Genomic DNA, 20,100 nt, shown 5'->3' on the forward strand with positions numbered 1-20,100 from the left:
GTGAGCGTAAATTTTGAAGGACGTACCTTGATAATTATCAGACTGCGTGTGAAGGCAGAATGATGCCACGAGCTTCGCCGAGGCTTATTCGCCTGAATCCGGATCGCTCGCAATAGCCCTTGAGGATGATTTCGTCGCCGTCCTGCAGGAATGTGCGTTTCTCGCCGGTCGGGAGTGTGATGGGCGTTCGTTGTGTACCGGGCACGACTTTGGGGGGCGCAGCGAATGGATCGCCGTCCCATGTGAGTTCGAGCATGCATCCGCGTGATTCGCGTGTCGGGCCGGAGATGGTCCCCGAGCCGAGAATGTCGCCGGGCTGGAGATTGCAACCGTTGGATGCGTGATGTGTGACGAGTTGGGCGATGGTCCAGTACATGTCGCGGAATGTGCCGCGGCTGAGGCGAGCGGGCGAGATTCCCTTCTCTCGCATTGCGGGGGTTGAGATGAAGACTTCGAGTGTGATGTCGAGTCCGCCGTGATCGCGGTTGTGGGGGCTGTCGAGGTGCGCAAGTGGGTGCGGCTCGCCGGGGCTGCGTTTCATGGCCGGGCAGCGAAATGGTGCGAGTGCTTCCATCGTGACGATGTAGGGGCTGATGGTGGTGGCGAAGTTTTTTGCGAGAAATGGGCCGAGGGGCTGATACTCCCACTTTTGAATATCGCGTGCGGACCAGTCGTTGAGGAGACAGATGCCCAGGACGTGTGATTCGGCGTCATCGAGATCGATGGGATCGCCGAGCGGATTGCCGCTGCCCATGACGATCCCGAGTTCGAGTTCGTAGTCGAGCATGCGTGACGGACCAAAGGATGGCGGGGAAGAGTCATCGGCGGGAGTCTGCTGACCCATAGGGCGGCGGATTTCGGCGCCTGAGAGCACGATAGATGAGGCCCGGCCGTGATATCCGACAGGGAGCCACTTGTAGTTGGGCAGCAGAGGATTGTCGGGGCGGAACATTGAGCCGACGTTGGTAGCGTGGAAGACAGAGGCGTAGAAATCGGTGTAGTCGTAGGTATCCATCGGAGGGATCAGGGCTACCGCCTGCGGATCGAGGAAGAGAAGTTCGCGCAGTTCGGCATTGTCGCGCAGGAGCGGGTTGTCCTTGCGGAGTAGGGCGCTGATGGCGCGACGAAGTTCGGCGCGAAAGCCCGGCGTGACGTCGGGGTCACCGAGCGCGTTGAGTCGCCCGGCTTCGCCGATGTATGTGTGGAAGTCCTCGGCGTACGGGCCGTCGCGCCCGAGGAGGCCAGTTTGAACACATCCGCTGATGTTGAGCAGTCGATCACCAATGGGCACGACAACTTGTTCGAGCCAGATTTCGTCGTCTTCATCGAGGGGGAGTGCGGCCAAGCCAAGCGGGAGGTTCTGGATTGGAAACTCGGCATCGGGGGAGTTTGCGCTTTCGACCCAGGATTCGAGGGAAGGGTCGTGCGTTTCGTCGATTGGGTAGTGCATGGTCGGCTCCTGGGTGTTGGCGGAAGAGAGGTTCAGAGTTCGGGCGCAAAGCCGCGGCGCATGGTGTTCTCGCATGAAGCGCGAGGTTCGACGAACTGTGCGAGATAGTCGGGGCCACCGGCTTTGGAACCGACGCCCGAAAGCCCGAATCCGCCGAAGGGTTGACGACCGACGAGGGCGCCGGTGCAGCCTCGATTGATATAGAGGTTGCCGACGCGGAAGTGCTGCTTGGCGCGTTCGATGTGCATGGGTTTGCGTGTGAAGACGCCGCCGGTGAGTTTGTAGGTGTGATTGTTTGCGAGTTCGAGGGCGTGATCGAAGTCGCGAGCGTGAATGACGGCCAGGACGGGGCCGAAGATTTCGTCCCAGTAGATGTGATGGTCGGTGGTGACGCCGGTGAAGATGTGTGGGCAGATGTAGTTTCGCGGCTTTGTGCCTCGTCCGGAGTCAGTGGCGTGCTGGAGCGGGAAGTCTGCGTCGCCGAGGGCGAGCGTGCAGCCCTGAGCCTGCGCATCGGAGATGGCGCGGCGGATTTTGGCTGCGGCTTCGTCGTCGATGACAGGGCCCATGTCGGCACCAGGGTTCTGAGGGTCGGTCACGACCAGCGCGCGAGCAGCTTCGACAAGTCTGCGGACGAAGGTCGTGATGTGCGGCCCTTGCGGTCCTTGGGGATCAACGACGATACAACGCGAACATGCGGAGCATTTCTGCCCCTGAAAACCGAACGCCGAGTAGCGAACGCCGAGTACGGCTTCATCGAGATCGGCTGAGGAGTCGATGATGATGGCGTTTTTGCCGCCCATTTCGCAGACAACTTTCTTGACGTGTTCCTGACCTTCTGGTGTGCGGCCGGCAGCTTCGAGAATGTTCAGCCCGACGGCTTTGGAACCGGTGAAGGCGATGATGGCGACGCGCGGGTCGCGGACGAGCGCGGCCCCGGTGGTTTCGCCGGGCGCGGGGCAGAAGCAAGCTACGTTGGCCGGTGCCCCGACATCGCGCAGGGCAGTTGCGAGCATGTCGAAGAAGATTTTTGCAATGCCGGGAGTCTGCTCTGCGGGCTTGATGATGACGGTGTTGCCGGTGACGAGGGCGGCGGTGACCATGCCGGCGCAGATCGCGAGGGGGAAGTTCCATGGGCTGATGACAACGGTCACGCCACGAGGCTGATACCAGAGTTCGTCGAGTTCGCCGATGAATCGCCCGAGGCGCGTGCGCTGGAACATCGGCACGGCGAGGCGCGCGTAATACTCGCAGAAATCGATGGCTTCGCAGACATCGGCGTCGGCTTCGCGCCAGGGCTTGCCCGATTCCTTGATGATGACGCCCGAGAGTTCATCGCGGCGAGTACGCATCGCGGCTGCAACGCGAACGAGCACGTCGGCACGCCCGAGCGGGCTGAAGTCTCGCCACGCGGGGAATGCGCGGTGCGCGGCGTCGAGCATCTTCATCGCGGCATCAACGCTGGTGTCGTTGGCGATCTGAGGCACAGCAGCAGCGGTCGTGGCTTTGGCGAAGGTGTTGCGGACATCGCTGTGCGAGAAGTCGCGCATCGGTTCGGAGAAGAACGGGCGGCCGTTGCCAACACCATTGGCGCTCGGTGTGAGAGCGTGGCGTTCGGGCGCGAGTTTGTAGAGGTCTTCCTTGCGTGTCGAACCGGCTGGTGCAGCGGGGGCGGCGAGGAGTCGCTCAGGGGAGGCGTTGTCGAGGAATCCGGCCTTGAGCCAGGATTCGTTGGATGTGTTCTCGAGCAGACGGCGGACGAGATACGCCATGCCGGGGATCATCTCGCCGACGGGGACGTACTCGCGCACGCGCAGGCCCATTTCTTTGGCGGCGTGCTTGAGCTGGTCGGCCATGCCGTGGAGCATCTGAAGCTCGAGCGCGTTCTTGGGGAGGTTGCGGCGTTCGAGCCCTGCGAGGGCTTTTGCGATGGAGCGGACGTTGTGCGATCCGAGCGCGAGTTTGATGCCTCCGCGACCGGGATCGAGCCGAGTGAGTGGGGATGCGGGCGTGGGGGAGTCATTGCGTGGGCAAGCGTCGAGGAAAGTTTCGGTCATGTCCTCGAAAGAGCGATCAGTTTCCCACTTTTCATTCCAGACCGGGCATGGCCAGCCTTGCTGTTCGGCGTGAATGGTTTCGTAGTCCCAATAGGCGCCCTTGACCAGGCGGACAGTGACGATGCGACCGGTGCGGCGTGCCCAGTCGCTGATGCGTTTGGCGTCGGCGGGTCCGGACTTGAGGTAGGCCTGCATGGCGATGCCCGCGTGGAAATCGACTTTCTCGCAGCATCGCATGAACAGGTCGAGTGTGAGATCTTTGACGGCGAATTGTTCCATGTCGAAATTGACGAAGACGCCGCGATCGCGGGCTGCTTCGAGCAGCGGCACAAGTCGGGCCATGAGATCGGTAATTGAACCATCGTGATCGATCGGGTCGAGGCGTGCGGAGAGGCTGGAGACCTTGATCGAGACGTTGGTGCGCGGGATTGGGCCGAGGTGGTCGGTTTCGAGGGTGTTGTTCGCGGGCCATTGTGCGACATGGCTCGGAAGGTTGACAATCAGATCGCGATACTTTTCGAGATATGCGTCGGCTTCGGCATCGGAAACGCAGGCTTCGCCGAGAAGATCGACAGAGAAAGCGATGCCATCCTTCCAGAGATCTCGCAGACCGGGGAGTGCGCTTTTGGCGTCGATACCGGCGATGAAGTTGGAGGCCATGCCTTTGATCTGACTTGAGATGGTCTTTGCGGCAATGCCTTTTGCGACGCCGCCAGCTTTGAGGGCGAGGTCCATGCCGGGGGGGGTCTTGACGCCGGGTTGGGTGAGGTAGTCGACGAGGTGGTCGTGGACCATGTCGGGCGTGTTCAGGACGGGGAAAGCATCGACGAAGCGGAAAAGTTGGACCTTGAATGCGTGGTCCTTCATGGACCAATCCATGAGTTTGTCCTGATAGAACTTGGCGCTGAGCAGCCCTGCGCGGTGCTTGGCGGCGCGGTCGAGCATGTCTCGGCCGAGGGAGAGGATGCGCTGTTCGTCTGAGCCGTCCTGGGAGGGGGGCGGCGTGGGCGTGGCGGTGGTGGCGGGCTTGTTCTTTCGGGCAAAAATGGCCATGGATGTGTCCTGTGGGGCCGGGTTGGGCATCGGCCGGGCGATCATAGTCCGGGCGTCGCGGAGACTCCCGTTCGCGCCGCTCGCGCTTGCAGCGGCTACCGTCGGTGCATGGCGAGCCAAGGCCCAGTGGCGGTTTCGATCGGAAACTTCGATGGCGTGCACGTCGGGCACGTGTCGCTGCTGCGGGCTGCGCGGGATCGTGTGGGGCCGGAAGGCCGGGTGGTGGTGGTTGCGTTCCATCCTCACCCGGCATCGCTGATTGACGGTCGCGAGGTGCCGGCTGCAATGACCACGCTCGATGAGCGGGCGGCACTTTTGCGTGCTGCTGGCGCTGATGAAGTTGTCAGGCTTGAGCCAACGAGGCAGTTGCTGTCGATGAGTCCGCACGCTTTTGTCGATGCCCTGGTGGATCAATTCAGCCCGGCGGTGGTGGTGGAGGGGCCTGATTTTCGATTCGGGCGCGGGAGGCTTGGCGATGTGGCGTTCTTGCGGGCAGCTGGCAAGGTGTTGGGCTTTGATCTCGTTGTTGTGCCGCCCGTCGATGTGACGTTGGTGGATCACACGGTTGTGCGGGCGTCGAGCACTATTGCACGGTGGCTGATCGCACACGGAAGAGTGATCGATGCGCGTGCGGTGCTTGGGCGTCCGTATCGACTCTGCGGAGTCGTGGTGCGTGGCGATCGGCGTGGGCGCACGATCGGTTTTCCAACAGCCAATCTTCAAACGCAGAACATGCTCCCTGCCGACGGGGTGTATGCCGCGATTGCACATCTTTCGCATGGTGCGTTGTGCCCGGCAGCGGTTAACGTGGGGACGCGGCCGACGGTTGATTGTTTGCGAAGAACTGTCGAGGCGCACCTGATCGACATGCCGACGATGCGCGGTGAGGGATGGCAACCTGTGCCCGGTCAGCCGGAGTATGGTTGGGGACTCGAACTCGATCTGGTTGCGTGGATGCGCGATCAGGTGCGATTCGCCGGGCTTGATGCCCTGACGGATCAGATTCGGCGCGACGTGGAGTGCGTGCGCCGCATTGTGAACAGCCCTTTGGGAGCGATTGCGTGACACGCCAGACCTGGTCAACCAACTGCACGCTCGACGACATCGCAGCCCGGATCGCGCGATCGCCTAACACGGCTGTTCTCACACATACCAAACCCGATGGCGATGCGATCGGTTCGTCGCTGGCGCTTGTGCGGGCGATTGCTGCAAGCCGGCACACGTCGGCCAGTTCGGTAGCGAGTCCGGCCGAGGCTTGGTACACGGGGCCGATGCCGATCTGGTTCGGCTCTGTGCAACGTCAGACACGCATGCGGTCGCTCGATGGCGGAGATCAACTGCCGCCTCACGAGCCGGATCTCGTGGTGATCGTTGACACTGGCTCATGGACGCAACTGGATCGGCTGGCGGACTGGGTGCGCGCGTTCGAAGGGGATGTGATCGTGATCGATCACCATCTTGCCGGGGATGCGGATGTCGCGGCCATGCGTTATATCGACACCGGCGCTGCTGCGGCGTGTGAGCCGGTCGCGGGAGTGTGCACGAGGCTCTTGAACGTCGCAAGCCCGGCGCGGCTGAATGAGTCGATTGCCGAGCCTTTGTATCTCGGTCTTGCGACTGATACGGGCTGGTTTCGACATTCGAATGTTTCGCCTGCGGTCTTTCGACTCGCGGGAGATCTGGTCGAGGCCGGTGTACAACATGAGCAGCTGTTCCAGAACATCGAGCAGCGCGACCGCGCGGCTCGGCTGGGGCTCATGGCGCGAGCGCTGACTTCGCTGGAGTTCGCCTTGGGCGGTGCGGCAGCGATTATGACTCTCACGCAGAAGGACTTTGAGGAAACTGGTGCTGCACCGCAGGATGTCGGCGGGATCGTCGATCTGCCGCGCTGTGTCGAGAGCGTGCGAGTCTCGGCATTGCTCACTGAGCAGCGCAGCACGGGCGAGCCACTGACCAAGATCAGCATGCGCAGCAAGGGTGGGCCGGGCATGATTGATGTGAATGTGGTGAGTCGAGCATTCGGTGGCGGGGGTCACGCGCAGGCGGCTGGCGCACGGACCAATCTATCACTAGCCCAGGCTAAGGCGAAACTCATCGAGGTCATGTCATGAAGCCTAAGTCCGACATCGAACGACGCATCGCCAAGGCGGTCAAGAACATGCCACCCGAGCCTGCGCGCAAGCAGCGCCCCAAAAAGCCACCGATGCGACTGAACACGACCACGCTGTGGGAGTACCCGAGTCAGCACTACGACAGTGAGAAATCGGGCACGATGCAAGGCGATCGCGACTATGTCGGCGCGACACCGAGCTGGGTGGTCTGGCAATTGCTTCAGCGGTACACCCGAGCGGGCGACACCGTTCTCGACCCTATGTGCGGGAGCGGGACAACTCTTGACGTTGCGCGAGATCTTGAGCGCAAGGGCATCGGGTTCGATCTCGCGCCTTCGCGCGGCGATATTGGTCAGGCGGATGCGCGTCAGCTACCAATGGAAGGCCGAAGCGTGGATTTTGTGTTCATCGATCCGCCATATTCGACCCATGTGAAGTATTCCGACGACCCACGCTGCATCGGCAAGCTCGACGCGAGTGGTGATGATGCTGGTGAGGCGTACTACGAGGCGATGGAGGCCGTCATCGGTCAGATTCATCGCGTCCTGAGGCCCAAGCGTTACATGGCGCTCTATGTCAGCGATTCCTTTCGCAAGACCAAGGTCAAGCGAGTCTTCATGCCGATCGGGTTTGAACTGTTCACCCGGCTGCGCAAGCGCTTCGAGCCGGTGGACATCATTACCGTCGTGCGTCAGAACGCCAAACTCTCGCGCGGCAACTGGCACAAGGCTGCGGAAGAGGAAAACTTCTTCCTGCGAGGGTTCAACTATCTGTTCATCATGAAGAAGGCGTGAGCACCGCCAGCATGTGCTGTGGCTTGGGCCATTTCAGGCATTGCCCGGCCAACCTTCGCGTGTGAAGCGGCCGTTGCGGTGGAAGACTTCGCCATCGGCCGAGATAGTCCCGCCGCTGCGCAGATCGCAGACCATGTCCCAGTGCAGGGCGCTCTCGTTGGAGTTGCCGCTCTCGGGGTATCCCGCACCGCAAGCTGCGTGGAAAGTGCCCCCGATCTTTTCATCAAAGAGCGTGTTGCGTGAAAATTCCTTGATCGAATAGTTCGTGCCGATGGCGATCTCGCCCATGACGCGTGCGCCGGCGTCCTGATCGAGCATGGCGATGAGGAACTCTTCGTTTTTCTTGGCGAACGCATCCACAACGCGGCCTTCCTTGAAGACCAGTCGCACGCCTTCAACCTCGCGGCCGTTGTACACAGCCGGGAACGTGTAGTTGACGTGCCCTTCGGCGTTTTTTGGTCCGGTGAAGACTTCGCCATCGGGGAAGTTCTCGCGTCCTGCGCAGTTGATCCATGTCGAGCCTTCGACATTGACGTGCAGGTCAGTGCCGTCGTGGTCGGCTGTTGGCGGAACGCGGAAGTGGATGTCCTTCTTGCCCTGAAGGTACTCGCGCACGCGCTCCTGCCGATGGTGGATTTCTTCCCACGCCTTGACCGGGTCTGGAAGATGCAGTAGACCGGCAGCGAAGACAAACTGTTCATACTGGGCAAGGCTCATTTCGGCGTCCTGGGCCGAAGAAGCGGTGGGGTACATGGTTCCAACCCACCGGAGTTCGCCCCTGGCTGCGCGATCGAGGAATCGCTTGTTGTACGGCTGAAGGCCTTGACGCCGCATGGCGATGCGGGCAGGGTCGATCTGCCCGAGCGCCTTGGTGTTGGTTTCGGCCCAGAAGCCGATCTGGACATCAATATTTTCGACGCGGGCGTTGTCGAGCGGCGAGAGGTAGCGCAGCTGTTCTTCGGTGCCATTGAGCAGCAGCGTTTCGATGAGTGATTCGCAGCGGACGTGCCAGTACGGGTTGGCTCCTGCGGCCAGAACCTTCTCGTAGACGGCTTCGACAAGCGGGTAGCCGATCGGGTCCGAGGCGATGCAGACAAGGTCGCCGGGCTTGACACGTGTCGAATAGCGCACGAGGACGTCTGCGAGTCGGTCAAGGCGTTGATCGCGCATAGTGGGCCTCCAGTCGAAACAGAGGATACCCCGCTACACTCTCGCGGGTGAACGCATCCTCTTTTTTAGATCGGAGTCTGAGATGAATGCATCGCGTTTGGCGGTGGTGACGGTGGTGGCTGCGGCTCTGGGTGTCGGGCTACTGGCCGGAGCGGGCAAGGGACGTGCCGAGACGACGAAGATCGCGACGGTCGATGTTGTCGAGTTGCTCCAGGACATGCTGCAGACGCCGCAGTATGCCGAGCCGCGCGATGCCAACCGCAATACTTCGGTGGCCGAGCTCGCGGAGATGGAAGACGAGATGCGTCGCATCGACGCTGAGCTGCGCATGCTGACTCCTGCCGACCAGGCGCGCGGGCAGAGGTTGTATTCTGATCTTCAGCAGCGGCAGGCGAACTACCGCGATGCGGCGCAGCGTCGATCGGCCGAGTTTCAGGCGCTCAGCGGTCAGCAGGCCGCCGAGGTCTACGCCAGGATCCACGAGGCCGCGACGGCGGTCGCGCTTGCGGCCGGATACACGCATGTGCTGGCGTCGCGCGATGGTGCAGCCATCGAGGACACGGACTCTCTGCCCGCGGTGATCCAGGGGTTGCTGGCGCGTCCGGCGATCCTGTTCCCGGCGGCGGACGATCTGACTGACAAGGTTCGCGAGCGTCTTGCGATTCCGGTGAGTCAGGCTCCGGGCCAGAGCGAGCCGGGGGCTGCGGAGGGGAACGTCGGCCAGCCCGATCAGCCCTGAGCCTTGGGCGACAGTGCCGCGACGAGTTCGGACGCCAGTGCCGTTCGCACGGCGTCGATCGGTGGACAGTGCGCACCGAGTTCGGATGCCATGCTGGTCACAGGCCTGCCCGCGAGACCGCACGGCACGATGACGGCGAAGTCATCGAGGTTGGTCGTCACGTTGAGCGCCAGGCCGTGGAGCGTGATCCATCGCTGCACGCGTACGCCCATGGCGCAGATCTTGGCCGCGTCGCGCTCGCCGGTCGCCTTGGTCCAGACACCGGTTGCTGAGGCTTCGCGGCCGGTTTCGATCCCAAAGCCGCGCAGTGTCGCGATGACGGCCTCTTCGAGCGTGCGCATGTACTCGTGCAGGCGCAGGCCGATGGCGTTGAGGTCCACGATCGGATACGCCACGATCTGCCCCGGGCCGTGGAAGGTCACGTCCCCGCCCCGGTCTGTCTGAGCGACCGCGATGCCTCGGGCTGCGAGCAGTTCGGGCGCGAGCAGCACATGCTCGGCCGCGCCGGGCCGCCGCGTGACGGTGACGACGGGGTCGTGCTCGACGAGCAGCAGGCGACCGATCTCGGGTGCTGCGCTGGCTCGGGCTGCGAGCACGGCCGCGTGGTGCTGGCGCTGGAGCGTCAGACCGCGCTGGTATTCGACGCGGCCACACTCGATCACGCGCAAGGGCAGCAGGTCTGACGATGTGGTCACGTCCGAAGTCTATCGCTTCTGCGCCAGGAACTGGGCCAGGCCCGCGCCGATCGCTGCTGCTGCGGCGGCTTTCTTGTCGTCTTTCATGGAGCCGTCGGCGTTGAAAGCTTCGTGGGCCTGGGGCAGGCTGAACATATCGGGCAGGACGATGGTGCCGATGTTGCCCAGCACGTAGCGCACCTGCTGCAGTCCGCGGTAGCCGCCGAAGTAACCGGGCGACGCGGCGAGCAGCCCGGCGACCTTGCCCTTGAAACATGCCAGCGGCGCTTCGCCGACTCTCGGCCGCGAGGCCCAGTCGATGACGTTCTTGAGCAGCGGGCTGAACGAACTGTTGTATTCGGGGCTGGCGATAAGGAAGCCGTCGGCCGCGTGCATCAGGTCGCGAAACGCCTGTGCGGGCTTGGGCAACCCTTCTTCGGCTTCGGCATCTTCATCGAACATCGGCATCGGGTAGTCGGCCAGGTGTACGAGCGTGACCTTCGCTCCGGCCTTCTCGGCTCCGGCGGCGGCGACTGCGAGCAGTTTGCGGTTGAACGAGTCCTTGCGGTTGCTGCCCGCAAAAGCGAGGATATGTCCCATGGCGTGCTCCTTGGGTGAGAGTGCGGGGGTCAGGCGTGTCTGTTGCAACAGTATTCCGCTACGGCGGGCCGGGCGCGCTGGCTGCGGCGAGGGGGCGTGATCCGCGGGCGCGGGGCGCCAATGTCGCGCGTGCGCCGCACACGCCGCGCGCCGATCATGCTTGCGCCGGGTTGTGCTGGCGATCGACGAGAGGTGCGGCCTGCGCGAGCGCGCGCTCGAGCGCGGCGCGCAGCAATTCGAACAGGGCGCGGTCGGCACCGCGCGCATCGGCCTGGGGGGCTCCCGCAAAGTCGTAGGCCTCGAACGGGCCGAGCCTGCGCTTGAGCGATTCTTCAGCGGCGAAGCGCGGCACGACGTGGCCGTGCAGCTGCGGCACCTGGTTGCACAGAATCAGATAGTTGATGCGTTCGGCCCCGGTCGCCGCGAGCACCGCATCGCCGACGAGCGCCAGATCCGTCAGGAACGCGGCCCGCGCCGCGGGCGCCAGATCGTTGAGTGCGGGCACGACGGGGTCGGGGATGAGCATGCAGCAGCCGCGCAGGGCGAGCGGCTGGGCGTTAGCGAGGATCGCCCAGCCGCTGGTCAGGCGCGCGAGCACTTGCGGGTCGTCGCCGCGTCGGATGCGTTCGAGCCGGTTGCTGATGGCGTTGTGCATGAGCCGCAATGATAAGCCGCGCGCCGCAGCAGCGATGCTCAGTGCGGTGAGGTCGAGCTCGCTCCCGGGTCGGCAGCGAGCAGCCGCATGTGTACACACTGCCGCGATGTGTCGCACCGCGCCGGGATGGACATGCGCCGGCTCGACAAGGCGCTGTGGCAATGGTCGTTCGAGCAGAGGGCCGGGGTTGAGGTCGCGCGCCTCAGCGCAACATTGCCTTGAGATACTGCCCGGTGTAGCTGCCGCGCGTGCGCGCGACCGTTTCGGGAGTTCCCGTCGCGATCACGGTGCCGCCCTTGTCCCCGCCCTCGGGGCCGAGATCGACAATCCAGTCCGCACACTTGATGACATCGAGATTGTGCTCGATCACCACCAGCGTGTTGCCCGCTGAGGCGAGTCGTCCAAACACTTCCAGCAGCTTGCGGATGTCCTCGAAGTGCAGCCCCGTGGTCGGCTCGTCGAGAATGTAGAGCGTGTGCTCGACGCCGGGCGTGCCGTCGTGGCGTGTGCCCTTGCCCAGTTCGGTCGCGAGCTTGACACGCTGAGCCTCGCCGCCGGAGAGTTGCGTCGAAGGCTGTCCGAGCGTGATGTACTCGAGCCCCACGTCGCGCAGACACTGCGTGAAGCGCAGGATCTTCGGATGGTTCTCGAAGAACTCGCACGCGGTTTCGACCGTCATCGCCAGCACGTCCGCGATCGACTTGCCGCGGTAGAGCACGTCGAGCGTCTCGCGGTTGTAGCGCTTGCCGCGGCAGACTTCGCACTCGACGTACACATCGGGCAGAAAGTGCATCTCGATCTTCTTGAGCCCCTGCCCCTGGCAGGCTTCGCATCGCCCGCCGCCGCTCTTGGCCGCCACGTTGAAACTGAACCGCCCCGGCTGATAGGCGCGGATCTTAGACTCTTTGGTCTGGCTGAAGACCTTGCGGATCTCGTCGAAGATGCCGGTGTAGGTCGCGGGGTTCGAGCGCGGCGTGCGGCCGATCGGCGATTGATCGACCTCGATCACGCGATCGACCTGCGCCAGGCCCGTGATGCGACTGTGCGCCCCCGGCTTGTGCGAGCCGCCCAGCAGGCTCTGTCGCACGCCCGCGAGCAGAATGTCATTGACGAGCGTGGACTTGCCCGAGCCCGACACGCCGGTCACGCACACGATCCCGCCCAGCGGAAACGCGACATCGATGCCCTTGAGGTTGTTGTGGCGCGCGCCCTTGATGACGACGGCCTTTTTCTCACTCAGCGTTCGCCGCTGCGCGGGCACCGCGATGTGGCGCCGGCCGCTCAGATAGTCGCCGGTGATGCTGCCCGGCGTCGCGCACACATCTGACACGCTTCCCTGCGCCACCACGCGCCCGCCATGCACACCTGGCCCCGGGCCGATGTCCAGCACCCAGTCGGCCGCGCGGATCATGTCCTCGTCGTGCTCGACCACCAGCACCGTGTTGCCGATGTCGGTCAAGTGACGCAGCGTGCGGATCAGGCGGTCATTGTCGCGCTGGTGCAGCCCGATCGTCGGCTCGTCAAGCACGTAGCACGCGCCGACCAGCCCGCTGCCGACCTGCGTCGCCAGCCGGATCCGCTGGGCCTCGCCGCCCGAGAGCGTCGCCGTGCGCCGATCCAACGACAGGTACTCGAGCCCGACACTCGTCAGAAACCGCAGACGATTGCCGACTTCGCGCACGATCGGTTCCGCGATCACCATTTGCTCTGTCGAGAGTTCAAGCCCATCAATGAACGCAATGGCATCATCGATGTTCAGTCGGCTCAGTTCCGCGATATTCAGTTCATGTCCGTCGTGCTTCGGCCTGCCGATCACACTCGCGCTCAGAGCACGGCTCGTATCCGCACCATGCTTCGACCGAACCAGCACATGCAGCGCCTCGATCTTGAGCCGGTCACCGTTGCACTCAGGGCAGACATGCTCAGCCTGAAACTGGTGCAGATGCTCCTTCACCCACGTCGATTCTGTCTTGTGGAACCACGCATCGAGCATCGGCATCACGCCGTCCCAGCCCTTGCCGCCGCGCATCAGCACTTCGTAGGTTGCGGGTTCGAGCTGCCCGATCGGTGTCGAGCCATGCACGCCGTGCGCCCGGCAGAAGCGCTTGAGCGCGCGGGGGTAGATCATCCCGCCCGGGCCATTCTTCTTCCACGGCGCGATCGCTCCCGAAAGCAGCCCCTTGTCCATATCCGGGACCACGAGATCTTCATCAAACTCCAGAATCGAACCAAGTCCGTGACAGGTCGGGCATGCGCCGAACGGGCTGTTGAAACTGAACAGCCGCGGGCTGAGTTCATCGAGCGATATCTCCGGATGATCCGGGTCTGCAAAGTTCGTTGAATAGGTCTGGTCTGTCCACCCGTTTTTTTCACTCTCGGCGGCGGCTTCGGTCGCGATCACAACAGTGCCCGCAGCCAGCTTGATCGCTGCTTCAATCGACTCGGCCAGCCGCTGGCGTGCATCGGCCTTGATCGTGATGCGATCCACAACTGCATCAACATCGTGTTTCTTGTGCCGATGCAGATTCAGCGGGTTCTCGTTCTCGTTTTTGAGCACTTCGCGCAGGTCCACGATGTCTCCGTTGACTCGCGCACGCGTCCACCCCTGCTTGAACAGGTCTTCGAGCACATCGCGATGCAATCCCTTGCGCCCGCGCACGACGGGCGCAAGCACCATCAGTCGCGTCCCTTCAGCCAGGCGCATCACCGCGTCCACGATCTGCGAAGCGCTCGTCGCTTCGATGAGCCGCCCCGAACGCTCGACAACTGTCCCGTCCTTCTTTGTCTTGGTCACCGCCCAACTGCGTGGCACGCCGCAGCGTGCGAATAGCAACCGCAGATAGTCATAGATCTCCGTCGTCGTCGCGACGGTCGATCGCGGGTTGTGCGCACTCGAACGCTGCTCGATGGCGATGGTGGGGGGGATGCCCTCGACCTCATCGACATCGGGCTTCTTGAGCTGATCGAGAAACTGCCGCGCGTAGGCCGACAGCGACTCCATGTACTTCCTCTGCCCCTCAGCGAAGATCGTGTCGAACGCCAGCGAGCTCTTGCCTGATCCCGAGAGCCCAGTGATGACCACCAGCCGATCGCGCGGGATCGTCACGTCGATGTTGGCCAGGTTGTGCTCGCGTGCGCCGCGCACATGAATGAACCGCTCGCTCTGGGTGGGCACCAGCGCGGGTGCGGGCATGGGTTCAACCGGTTTGGGTTCAATCATGGCTTGGGTTGCTTGTCGCTTGGTTCGCGAAGTGGTTCGCGTGGTCATGCACGGATCTCCTCGACGCTGAGGGTAGGTCGTTGGTCGGGGAGGGCGAGTGGGTGAAACCAAATGCAACACAATCCCAGCTAGCAAACACTAGCCAAGGAGTTTCACAATGCCCGGGCACTCTCAATTCTTCGAGCCAATAGTCGTTAGTCAGCACGCTGCGCGATATCTTTCAATCGCATACCGCAGCCTGATCGCGATCATTTTGCTAGCTGCGCCGGCTCTCATTCTTGGCATTGTCGGGGTGGTCTTCAGGGGCCTTGCTCGACCGAAGGCGTAGACCCGGTCGAATCCTCGCGCTGTTCGATCTGTCGCGACTCAGCCTCCTGCGCCCGCAACGCCATCTGCTTCTTCGCCTGGAACATCCCCAGTAGCATCAGCCCGACCGCGATGCCAAGCGCGTAGTACCCCAGGCGTCGCAAGAAGCCCCCGGATTCCTGAGGTGGTGCAGTGGTCATGCTCAAGATTAGCCCCTTTCCTGCCTCGCGAGCATTGCCTCCTCCAGAACGAGTCCGCTCAATGCGGCCTCTTCTTCGGACGCCTCGGTCGCTTTCCACCCTGCGAGACACGCTTGAGCGACTCGACCACCTGCGATCGACGCAGCATGAGCGAGCCTTCCTCAGCCTGCGCCTGTCCGATCAACTCTCGCACGATCCCGGTCTGATCGCGCAGCGACGCCGCCTTTTCGAACTCGAGCGATTCGGCCGCTTCGAGCATCTCGGCTTCCAGTTCTGCAAGCAGGATCGACGCTTCGAGCAAAGGCTCGTCCGAATCGACAGCCGCCCGCGCAGTCTTGCGAGCCTTCAGTTCTGCTTCGATACCGCGGCGGATCGATTTCTCGATTGTCCTGGGTGTAATCCCGTGCTGCTCGTTGTAGGCGATCTGCTTCGCACGCCGGCGTTCGGTTTCCTCGATCGCAGCCCGCATCGCGGGGGTCATATTGTCGGCATACATCACCACCATCGAGTTGACGTTGCGTGCTGCTCGTCCCATTTGCTGGATCAGACTCGTCGCGCTGCGCAGAAACCCTTCCTTGTCGGCATCAAGCACACACACCAGCGAAACCTCCGGCAGGTCGAGCCCCTCGCGCAGCAGGTTTACACCCACGAGCACATCAAACTCGCCTTCGCGCAGGTCCGTCAGAATCTCAACCCGTTCGAGCGTCTCGATCTCCGAGTGCAGATACCGCACGCGCACGCCGTTCTTGTCGAGATAGTTCGTCAGATCTTCGCACAACCGTTTCGTCAGTGCCGTCACCAGGACGCGCTCGCCGCGCTGGGCCCGCTCGCGACACCGCGACAGCAGATCCGCAACTTGCCCGCGTGCAGGGTGAATTTCCACGCGTGGATCAATGAGCCCCGTCGGACGGATCACCTGCTCGGCGATCTCACCCCCCACGCGCTCCAGTTCGTACGGGCCAGGCGTCGCGCTGACATACAACACCTGAGGCACAATCGACTCAAACTCCTCGAATCGCAGCGGCCGATTGTCCAGCGCCGAAGGCAGCCGAAACCCATGCTCGATGAGCACCACTTTGCGCGCCCGATCGCCGTTGTACATCGCACGTACCTGCGGCAGCGTAACGTGCGATTCGTCGATGATCAGCAGCCAGTCCTTGTAGTTTCGACGCAGATCGAGCGACGCACCCGGCCGGACGATATCTCCGCCCTCGATCACCGGAGCGCCGACCATCGGCGCGGATGCTGGCGGCGCAAAGTCGAAGTAGTCCATCAGCGTGTATGGCCTCTCGCCCGCCTCGCGTCCATCCATGTATCGACTGTAATTCTCGATCCCCGAGCAGAATCCCATCTCCTGAATCATCTCGAGGTCGTACTTCGTACGCGCCAGCAGCCGTTGAGCTTCGAGCAACTTGCCCTGGCTGCGAAGCTCCATCACACGTTGATCGAGCTCAGCGCGAATGCCCTCAATCGCGGCTCCCAACTGGTCCTCGGGCATCACATAATGCACCGCCGGAAAGAGGAAAACCTGCTTTTCTTCAGCCAGCAACTCGCCCGAAACGGGGTTGATGAGTTCGATCTTTTCGATCTCGTCACCAAAGAGCTCGAGGCGGATCGCGAACTTTTCGTATGCAGGCCACACATCGACCGTGTCGCCCCGCACGCGAAACTGCCCGCGCTTCCATTCGATCTCGGAGCGCTGATACTGCATCGCGCTGAGTGACAGAAAGAACTCGCGGCGATCAATCGCCGATCCTCGCGTGATCGTCATGACTTTCTGTGAGTACGCCAGCGGCGAACCGAGGCCGAAAATGCACGAGACACTCGCCACCACAATCGTGTCGCGCCGACTCAGCAGGTTGCTCGTGGCAGCAAGGCGAAGTTGGTCAAGATCATCGTTGCGGCTCGAGTCCTTTTCGATATAGATGTCGCGCGCCGCGATGTAGGCCTCGGGCTGGTAGAAGTCGTAGTAACTTACGAAATAGTTGACGCTGTTGTGCGGAAAGAACGCCCGCAACTCCTCAAACAACTGCGCTGCCAACGTCTTGTTGTGACTGACGATCAACGCCGGCTTGCCAAGCTCCGCAATCACGTTCGCCATCGTGAAGGTCTTGCCTGTGCCCGTCGCGCCAAGCAGACACGAAGCCTGCGCTCCCGAGCGCACACGTTGCACGATCCGAGCAATCGCCTCGGGTTGATCCCCCATCGGGCGAAACGGGCTCTCCAAGCGGTACAAACTGTGCGTCGCGGGCTCCATCGTGTCTACGGTAGTCAGGTTCTGCCCATCACTCACGTTCTTCGGGTTGTCGCGGATCCGCCAGCCCGATAGTTTCGAATGTGTGGCAGGGGAGCACGCATCAAGCGCGCTTGTTGAGGGATTCTGTCGATTCCGTTTCTACCGACGCACGATCCGAGGGGGATCTGGTCAGTGGGCGGAATCTGTCTCGTTTCATCGCTTGAAGGGGAAGTCTTATGCATTATCGGACGTCTTTGTTCCCGGCGGTCGCCCTGTATGCAGGGTTGGCTGCTCCAATAGCGTGCGCGCAACTGCTCGAACCCGCGCCCGCCTGCACGATTGCCTGCGAGCACGAGGCTGATCAGTTCACTGATCTTCTGACCGCAGAACTCGAGCGTCAGCTGTTCTCAATGTTGCCACGCGACCATCAGGCGGCGATCCTGACGGCATCGCCCTCAGCTGTTTGTGAGCGTCTGCCCGATGACGCCGAGCCTGCCGATGTCCGCTACGAGCACGTGCGAGGGTACATCAGTCAAGCTGGTTATGAGGGCATGCCGGTCGGCCGTCGATTCATGCTCGCCAGTTCCGTCCGCCGGGCCATCGATGGCATGCCTCCAATGGCCCTCTGCTTCGAGCCGGGCAGTGTCACAGAAGAAGAAGCCTGGGCATTCAGCCTCGCACTCTTTGGCGACAATGCCCGCTTTCAGCAGACCGGTCGCTGGACCAGCACCGCATACAGCGGGGGCGGACTCTCGCAGGGCACACCCACCATCATTTCCTACTCGTTCCCTCCTGACGGCACGTTTATTCCAAACATCGGCGTCGGGGTCGGCAGCGGGCCCAACACTCTCAATGCATGGCTCAACGGAATCTACGGGAACTCATCGGTCTGGCTCCCTCACTTTCACGGCGTCTTTGACCGCTGGGCACAACTCACCGGCCTCTCGTATGTCTACGAACCCAATGACGACGGCGTCAACATGAATCAGAATGCCGGTGTTCAAGGCGTTCGCGGCGATGTCCGCATCGGTGCCTTCGATTTTCAGAACGACGGCAATGGCGGTGTTCTTGCCTACAACAACTTCCCGCAAGACGGCGACATGGTCTTTGACGCCTTTGACACCTTTTACAACAACACCGGCAGCAACTCGCTTCGCCTTCGCAATGTCATCTCTCACGAGCACGGTCACGGCCTGGGCATGCTTCACGTCTGCCCCGCCAATGGCACCAAACTCATGGAGCCGTTTGTCAGCACCGCATACGTCGGGCCTCAGATTGACGACATTCTCAATGGCCAGCGCCACTACGGCGACCCGTACGAGCACAACGACACCATCGCAACCGCCACGAACATCGGCACCCCGCCTGCGTTTGGCACGCTTATTCAGAACATCAGCATCGACGACAACTCCGATATCGACTACTTCGCGGTGCAGGCCAATGTGCCGGCGCAACTCTTCGTGCTCATCACGCCCCGCGGCGGTGAATACCAGCAGGGCACGCAGACCCAGGCCTGCAATACCGGCACTTTGACCAACTACAACAATATCCACAACCTCAGCCTTCAGATCATCGCTTCCGACGGAACCACGGTGCTTGCGAACGTCAACGACAATCCCGCGGGAGGTTCCGAAACAGCAACAGTTCTCGTCTCCACACCAGGAACCTACTACGTTCGCGTCGCGGGCGACAACACCAACAGCATCCAGCTCTATGACATCTCGATCAATCTCTTGCCCGCGCCCCCGTTGCTGCTCACTATTCCCAACGGCACGCCGGACCTCGTTGCCCCTGGCGTGAGTGCATCATTCGATGTTCAGATCACCAGCGTCTCGCAGACGGTCGCCTCGGCGCAACTCTTCACGCGCGTCAATGGCGGTTCGTATCAGGCGACAAACCTGACCGATCTTGGTGGCGGGGCATACCTCGCGCAACTTCCCGCGTTCAACTGCGACGATCAGCCCGAGTTCTATGTCCAGGCGACTGGTTCTGGCGGGTTCGTTGTGACTGCTCCCGACAACGGGGCCACGAATCCGCTCGGTCTCTTCGTCGGCGTCGTCGACCTCGTCTTCAATGACAACGGCGAAACCAACCCCGGCTGGACTGTCAGCGGCTCGGTCACGGACGGCGCTTGGGAGCGCGGCGTACCCGTCGGAGGCGGCACCCGCGGCGATCCACCAACTGATGCAGATGGTTCAGGCGCGTGCTGGCTCACCGCAAATCGCGCAGGGGACAGCGATATTGACAACGGATGCACAGTCCTGACCAGCCCCGTTCTCGACGCATCCAACCCCGAAGCAGTGCTCTCATACTGGCGCTGGTTCTCCAACAACTTCGGCGCCAACCCCAATCAGGACACCATGACCGTCGAAGTCTCCAGCAACAACGGCTCCACATGGACCACTCTCGAAATCGTCGGCCCCGCAACGTCTGAATCTGGTGGAGGCTGGTTCTACAAGTCCTTCCGTGTCGCTGACTTTGTCGCATCGACCAACCAGTTCCGCGTTCGCTTCATCGCTTGCGACAATGGCGGCGGATCGGTCGTCGAAGCGGGAGTCGACGGCATCAGTCTGGCTGCAACCACCTGCGAGCAGGATGACTGCCCGGCAGATTTCAATGGTGATGGCGAAGTTGACTTCTTCGACGTTCAGGCTTTCCTGGGTGCGTTCACGGCCCAGCAGCCCGCTGCCGATCTCAATGGCGATCAGAAGTTCGACTTCTTCGACGTGCAGATCTTCCTGGGCATCTTCGCAGCCGGTTGTCCGTGATGTTTTGAAACTTCAGATCAATCGACCTTCAAGCCCCCTTCGTGGGGGCTTTTTCATGCGCTCAACT

Annotated in this window: 14 protein-coding genes; 5 read left to right on the forward strand and 9 right to left on the reverse strand. The window is 62.3% G+C overall.

Annotated features, from left to right (window positions below):
* Positions 1-37: 37 nt before the first annotated feature.
* Complete coding sequence (gene fahA, locus KF757_11895) at positions 38-1,450, reverse strand: fumarylacetoacetase (protein MBX3323683.1); 1,413 nt, start codon at positions 1,448-1,450, stop codon at positions 38-40.
* 32 nt (positions 1,451-1,482) lie between these two features.
* Entirely contained in the window at positions 1,483-4,560 is a 3,078-nt protein-coding gene (locus KF757_11900; protein MBX3323684.1) for a proline dehydrogenase family protein, read from the reverse strand.
* Positions 4,561-4,668: 108 nt separating this feature from the next.
* Between KF757_11900 and ribF the strand changes: the two genes are divergently transcribed.
* Genes ribF through KF757_11915 form a run of 3 tightly spaced genes read left to right on the forward strand, consistent with a single transcriptional unit; the run spans position 4,669 to position 7,465 of the window.
* Positions 4,669-5,625, forward strand: a complete 957-nt coding sequence (gene ribF / locus KF757_11905; protein ID MBX3323685.1) for a riboflavin biosynthesis protein RibF — start codon at positions 4,669-4,671, stop codon at positions 5,623-5,625.
* Positions 5,622-6,671, forward strand: a complete 1,050-nt coding sequence (locus KF757_11910; GenBank protein ID MBX3323686.1) for a DHH family phosphoesterase — start codon at positions 5,622-5,624, stop codon at positions 6,669-6,671. The genes ribF and KF757_11910 overlap by 4 nt, the downstream gene beginning before the upstream one ends.
* A complete protein-coding gene (locus tag KF757_11915; protein MBX3323687.1) occupies positions 6,668-7,465 on the forward strand; it encodes a hypothetical protein in 798 nt (265 codons plus the stop codon). Before KF757_11910 ends, KF757_11915 begins: the two co-directional genes overlap by 4 nt.
* 33 nt (positions 7,466-7,498) lie before the next feature.
* Here the strand turns inward: KF757_11915 and KF757_11920 are convergent, their stop codons facing one another.
* Entirely contained in the window at positions 7,499-8,635 is a 1,137-nt protein-coding gene (locus KF757_11920) for an aminopeptidase (protein MBX3323688.1), read from the reverse strand.
* A gap of 82 nt (positions 8,636-8,717) precedes the next feature.
* Here KF757_11920 and KF757_11925 point away from each other — a divergent pair, with 82 nt between their 5' ends.
* Positions 8,718-9,374 (forward strand): OmpH family outer membrane protein, encoded by a 657-nt coding sequence (locus KF757_11925; GenBank protein MBX3323689.1) that lies wholly within the window; start codon positions 8,718-8,720, stop codon positions 9,372-9,374.
* Here KF757_11925 and lipB read toward each other — a convergent pair.
* The 6 genes from lipB to KF757_11955 form a co-directional block, all read right to left on the reverse strand.
* Positions 9,365-10,069, reverse strand: coding sequence for a lipoyl(octanoyl) transferase LipB (gene lipB, locus KF757_11930; protein ID MBX3323690.1), 705 nt, complete (start codon positions 10,067-10,069; stop codon positions 9,365-9,367). The two genes, KF757_11925 and lipB, sit on opposite strands and share 10 nt — an antisense overlap.
* Before the next feature lie 9 nt (positions 10,070-10,078).
* Positions 10,079-10,648: an NAD(P)H-dependent oxidoreductase gene (locus KF757_11935; protein ID MBX3323691.1), complete on the reverse strand. Its 570-nt coding sequence runs from the start codon at positions 10,646-10,648 to the stop codon at positions 10,079-10,081.
* A 154-nt stretch (positions 10,649-10,802) separates the two neighbouring features.
* The gene (locus KF757_11940) at positions 10,803-11,303 is read right to left on the reverse strand and encodes a hypothetical protein (protein MBX3323692.1); all 501 of its coding nucleotides are present in this window, start codon (positions 11,301-11,303) and stop codon (positions 10,803-10,805) included.
* A gap of 202 nt (positions 11,304-11,505) precedes the next feature.
* Positions 11,506-14,571 (reverse strand): excinuclease ABC subunit UvrA, encoded by a 3,066-nt coding sequence (uvrA, locus tag KF757_11945; protein MBX3323693.1) that lies wholly within the window; start codon positions 14,569-14,571, stop codon positions 11,506-11,508.
* 251 nt (positions 14,572-14,822) lie between these two features.
* Entirely contained in the window at positions 14,823-15,029 is a 207-nt protein-coding gene (locus KF757_11950; GenBank protein ID MBX3323694.1) for a hypothetical protein, read from the reverse strand.
* A 58-nt stretch (positions 15,030-15,087) separates the two neighbouring features.
* Positions 15,088-17,235 (reverse strand): excinuclease ABC subunit UvrB, encoded by a 2,148-nt coding sequence (locus KF757_11955; protein ID MBX3323695.1) that lies wholly within the window; start codon positions 17,233-17,235, stop codon positions 15,088-15,090.
* Positions 17,236-17,501: 266 nt separating this feature from the next.
* On the opposite strand from KF757_11955, the gene KF757_11960 reads away from it, so the two are divergent.
* Positions 17,502-20,033, forward strand: coding sequence for a matrixin family metalloprotease (locus KF757_11960; GenBank protein MBX3323696.1), 2,532 nt, complete (start codon positions 17,502-17,504; stop codon positions 20,031-20,033).
* The last annotated feature ends 67 nt before the right edge of the window (positions 20,034-20,100 follow it).

Source organism: Phycisphaeraceae bacterium (genome assembly GCA_019636795.1).
Taxonomy (GTDB): domain Bacteria; phylum Planctomycetota; class Phycisphaerae; order Phycisphaerales; family UBA1924; genus JAHBWW01.

Coding starts and splice junctions, on each gene's coding strand:
- fahA (MBX3323683.1), bottom strand. CDS start 1,450: ATGCACTACCCAATCGACGAAACGCACGACCCTTCCCTCGAATCCTGG.
- KF757_11900 (MBX3323684.1), bottom strand. CDS start 4,560: ATGGCCATTTTTGCCCGAAAGAACAAGCCCGCCACCACCGCCACGCCC.
- ribF (MBX3323685.1), top strand. CDS start 4,669: ATGGCGAGCCAAGGCCCAGTGGCGGTTTCGATCGGAAACTTCGATGGC.
- KF757_11915 (MBX3323687.1), top strand. CDS start 6,668: ATGAAGCCTAAGTCCGACATCGAACGACGCATCGCCAAGGCGGTCAAG.
- KF757_11920 (MBX3323688.1), bottom strand. CDS start 8,635: ATGCGCGATCAACGCCTTGACCGACTCGCAGACGTCCTCGTGCGCTAT.
- KF757_11925 (MBX3323689.1), top strand. CDS start 8,718: ATGAATGCATCGCGTTTGGCGGTGGTGACGGTGGTGGCTGCGGCTCTG.
- KF757_11935 (MBX3323691.1), bottom strand. CDS start 10,648: ATGGGACATATCCTCGCTTTTGCGGGCAGCAACCGCAAGGACTCGTTC.
- KF757_11940 (MBX3323692.1), bottom strand. CDS start 11,303: ATGCACAACGCCATCAGCAACCGGCTCGAACGCATCCGACGCGGCGAC.
- uvrA (MBX3323693.1), bottom strand. CDS start 14,571: ATGACCACGCGAACCACTTCGCGAACCAAGCGACAAGCAACCCAAGCC.
- KF757_11950 (MBX3323694.1), bottom strand. CDS start 15,029: ATGACCACTGCACCACCTCAGGAATCCGGGGGCTTCTTGCGACGCCTG.
- KF757_11955 (MBX3323695.1), bottom strand. CDS start 17,235: ATGGGGGATCAACCCGAGGCGATTGCTCGGATCGTGCAACGTGTGCGC.
- KF757_11960 (MBX3323696.1), top strand. CDS start 17,502: ATGCATTATCGGACGTCTTTGTTCCCGGCGGTCGCCCTGTATGCAGGG.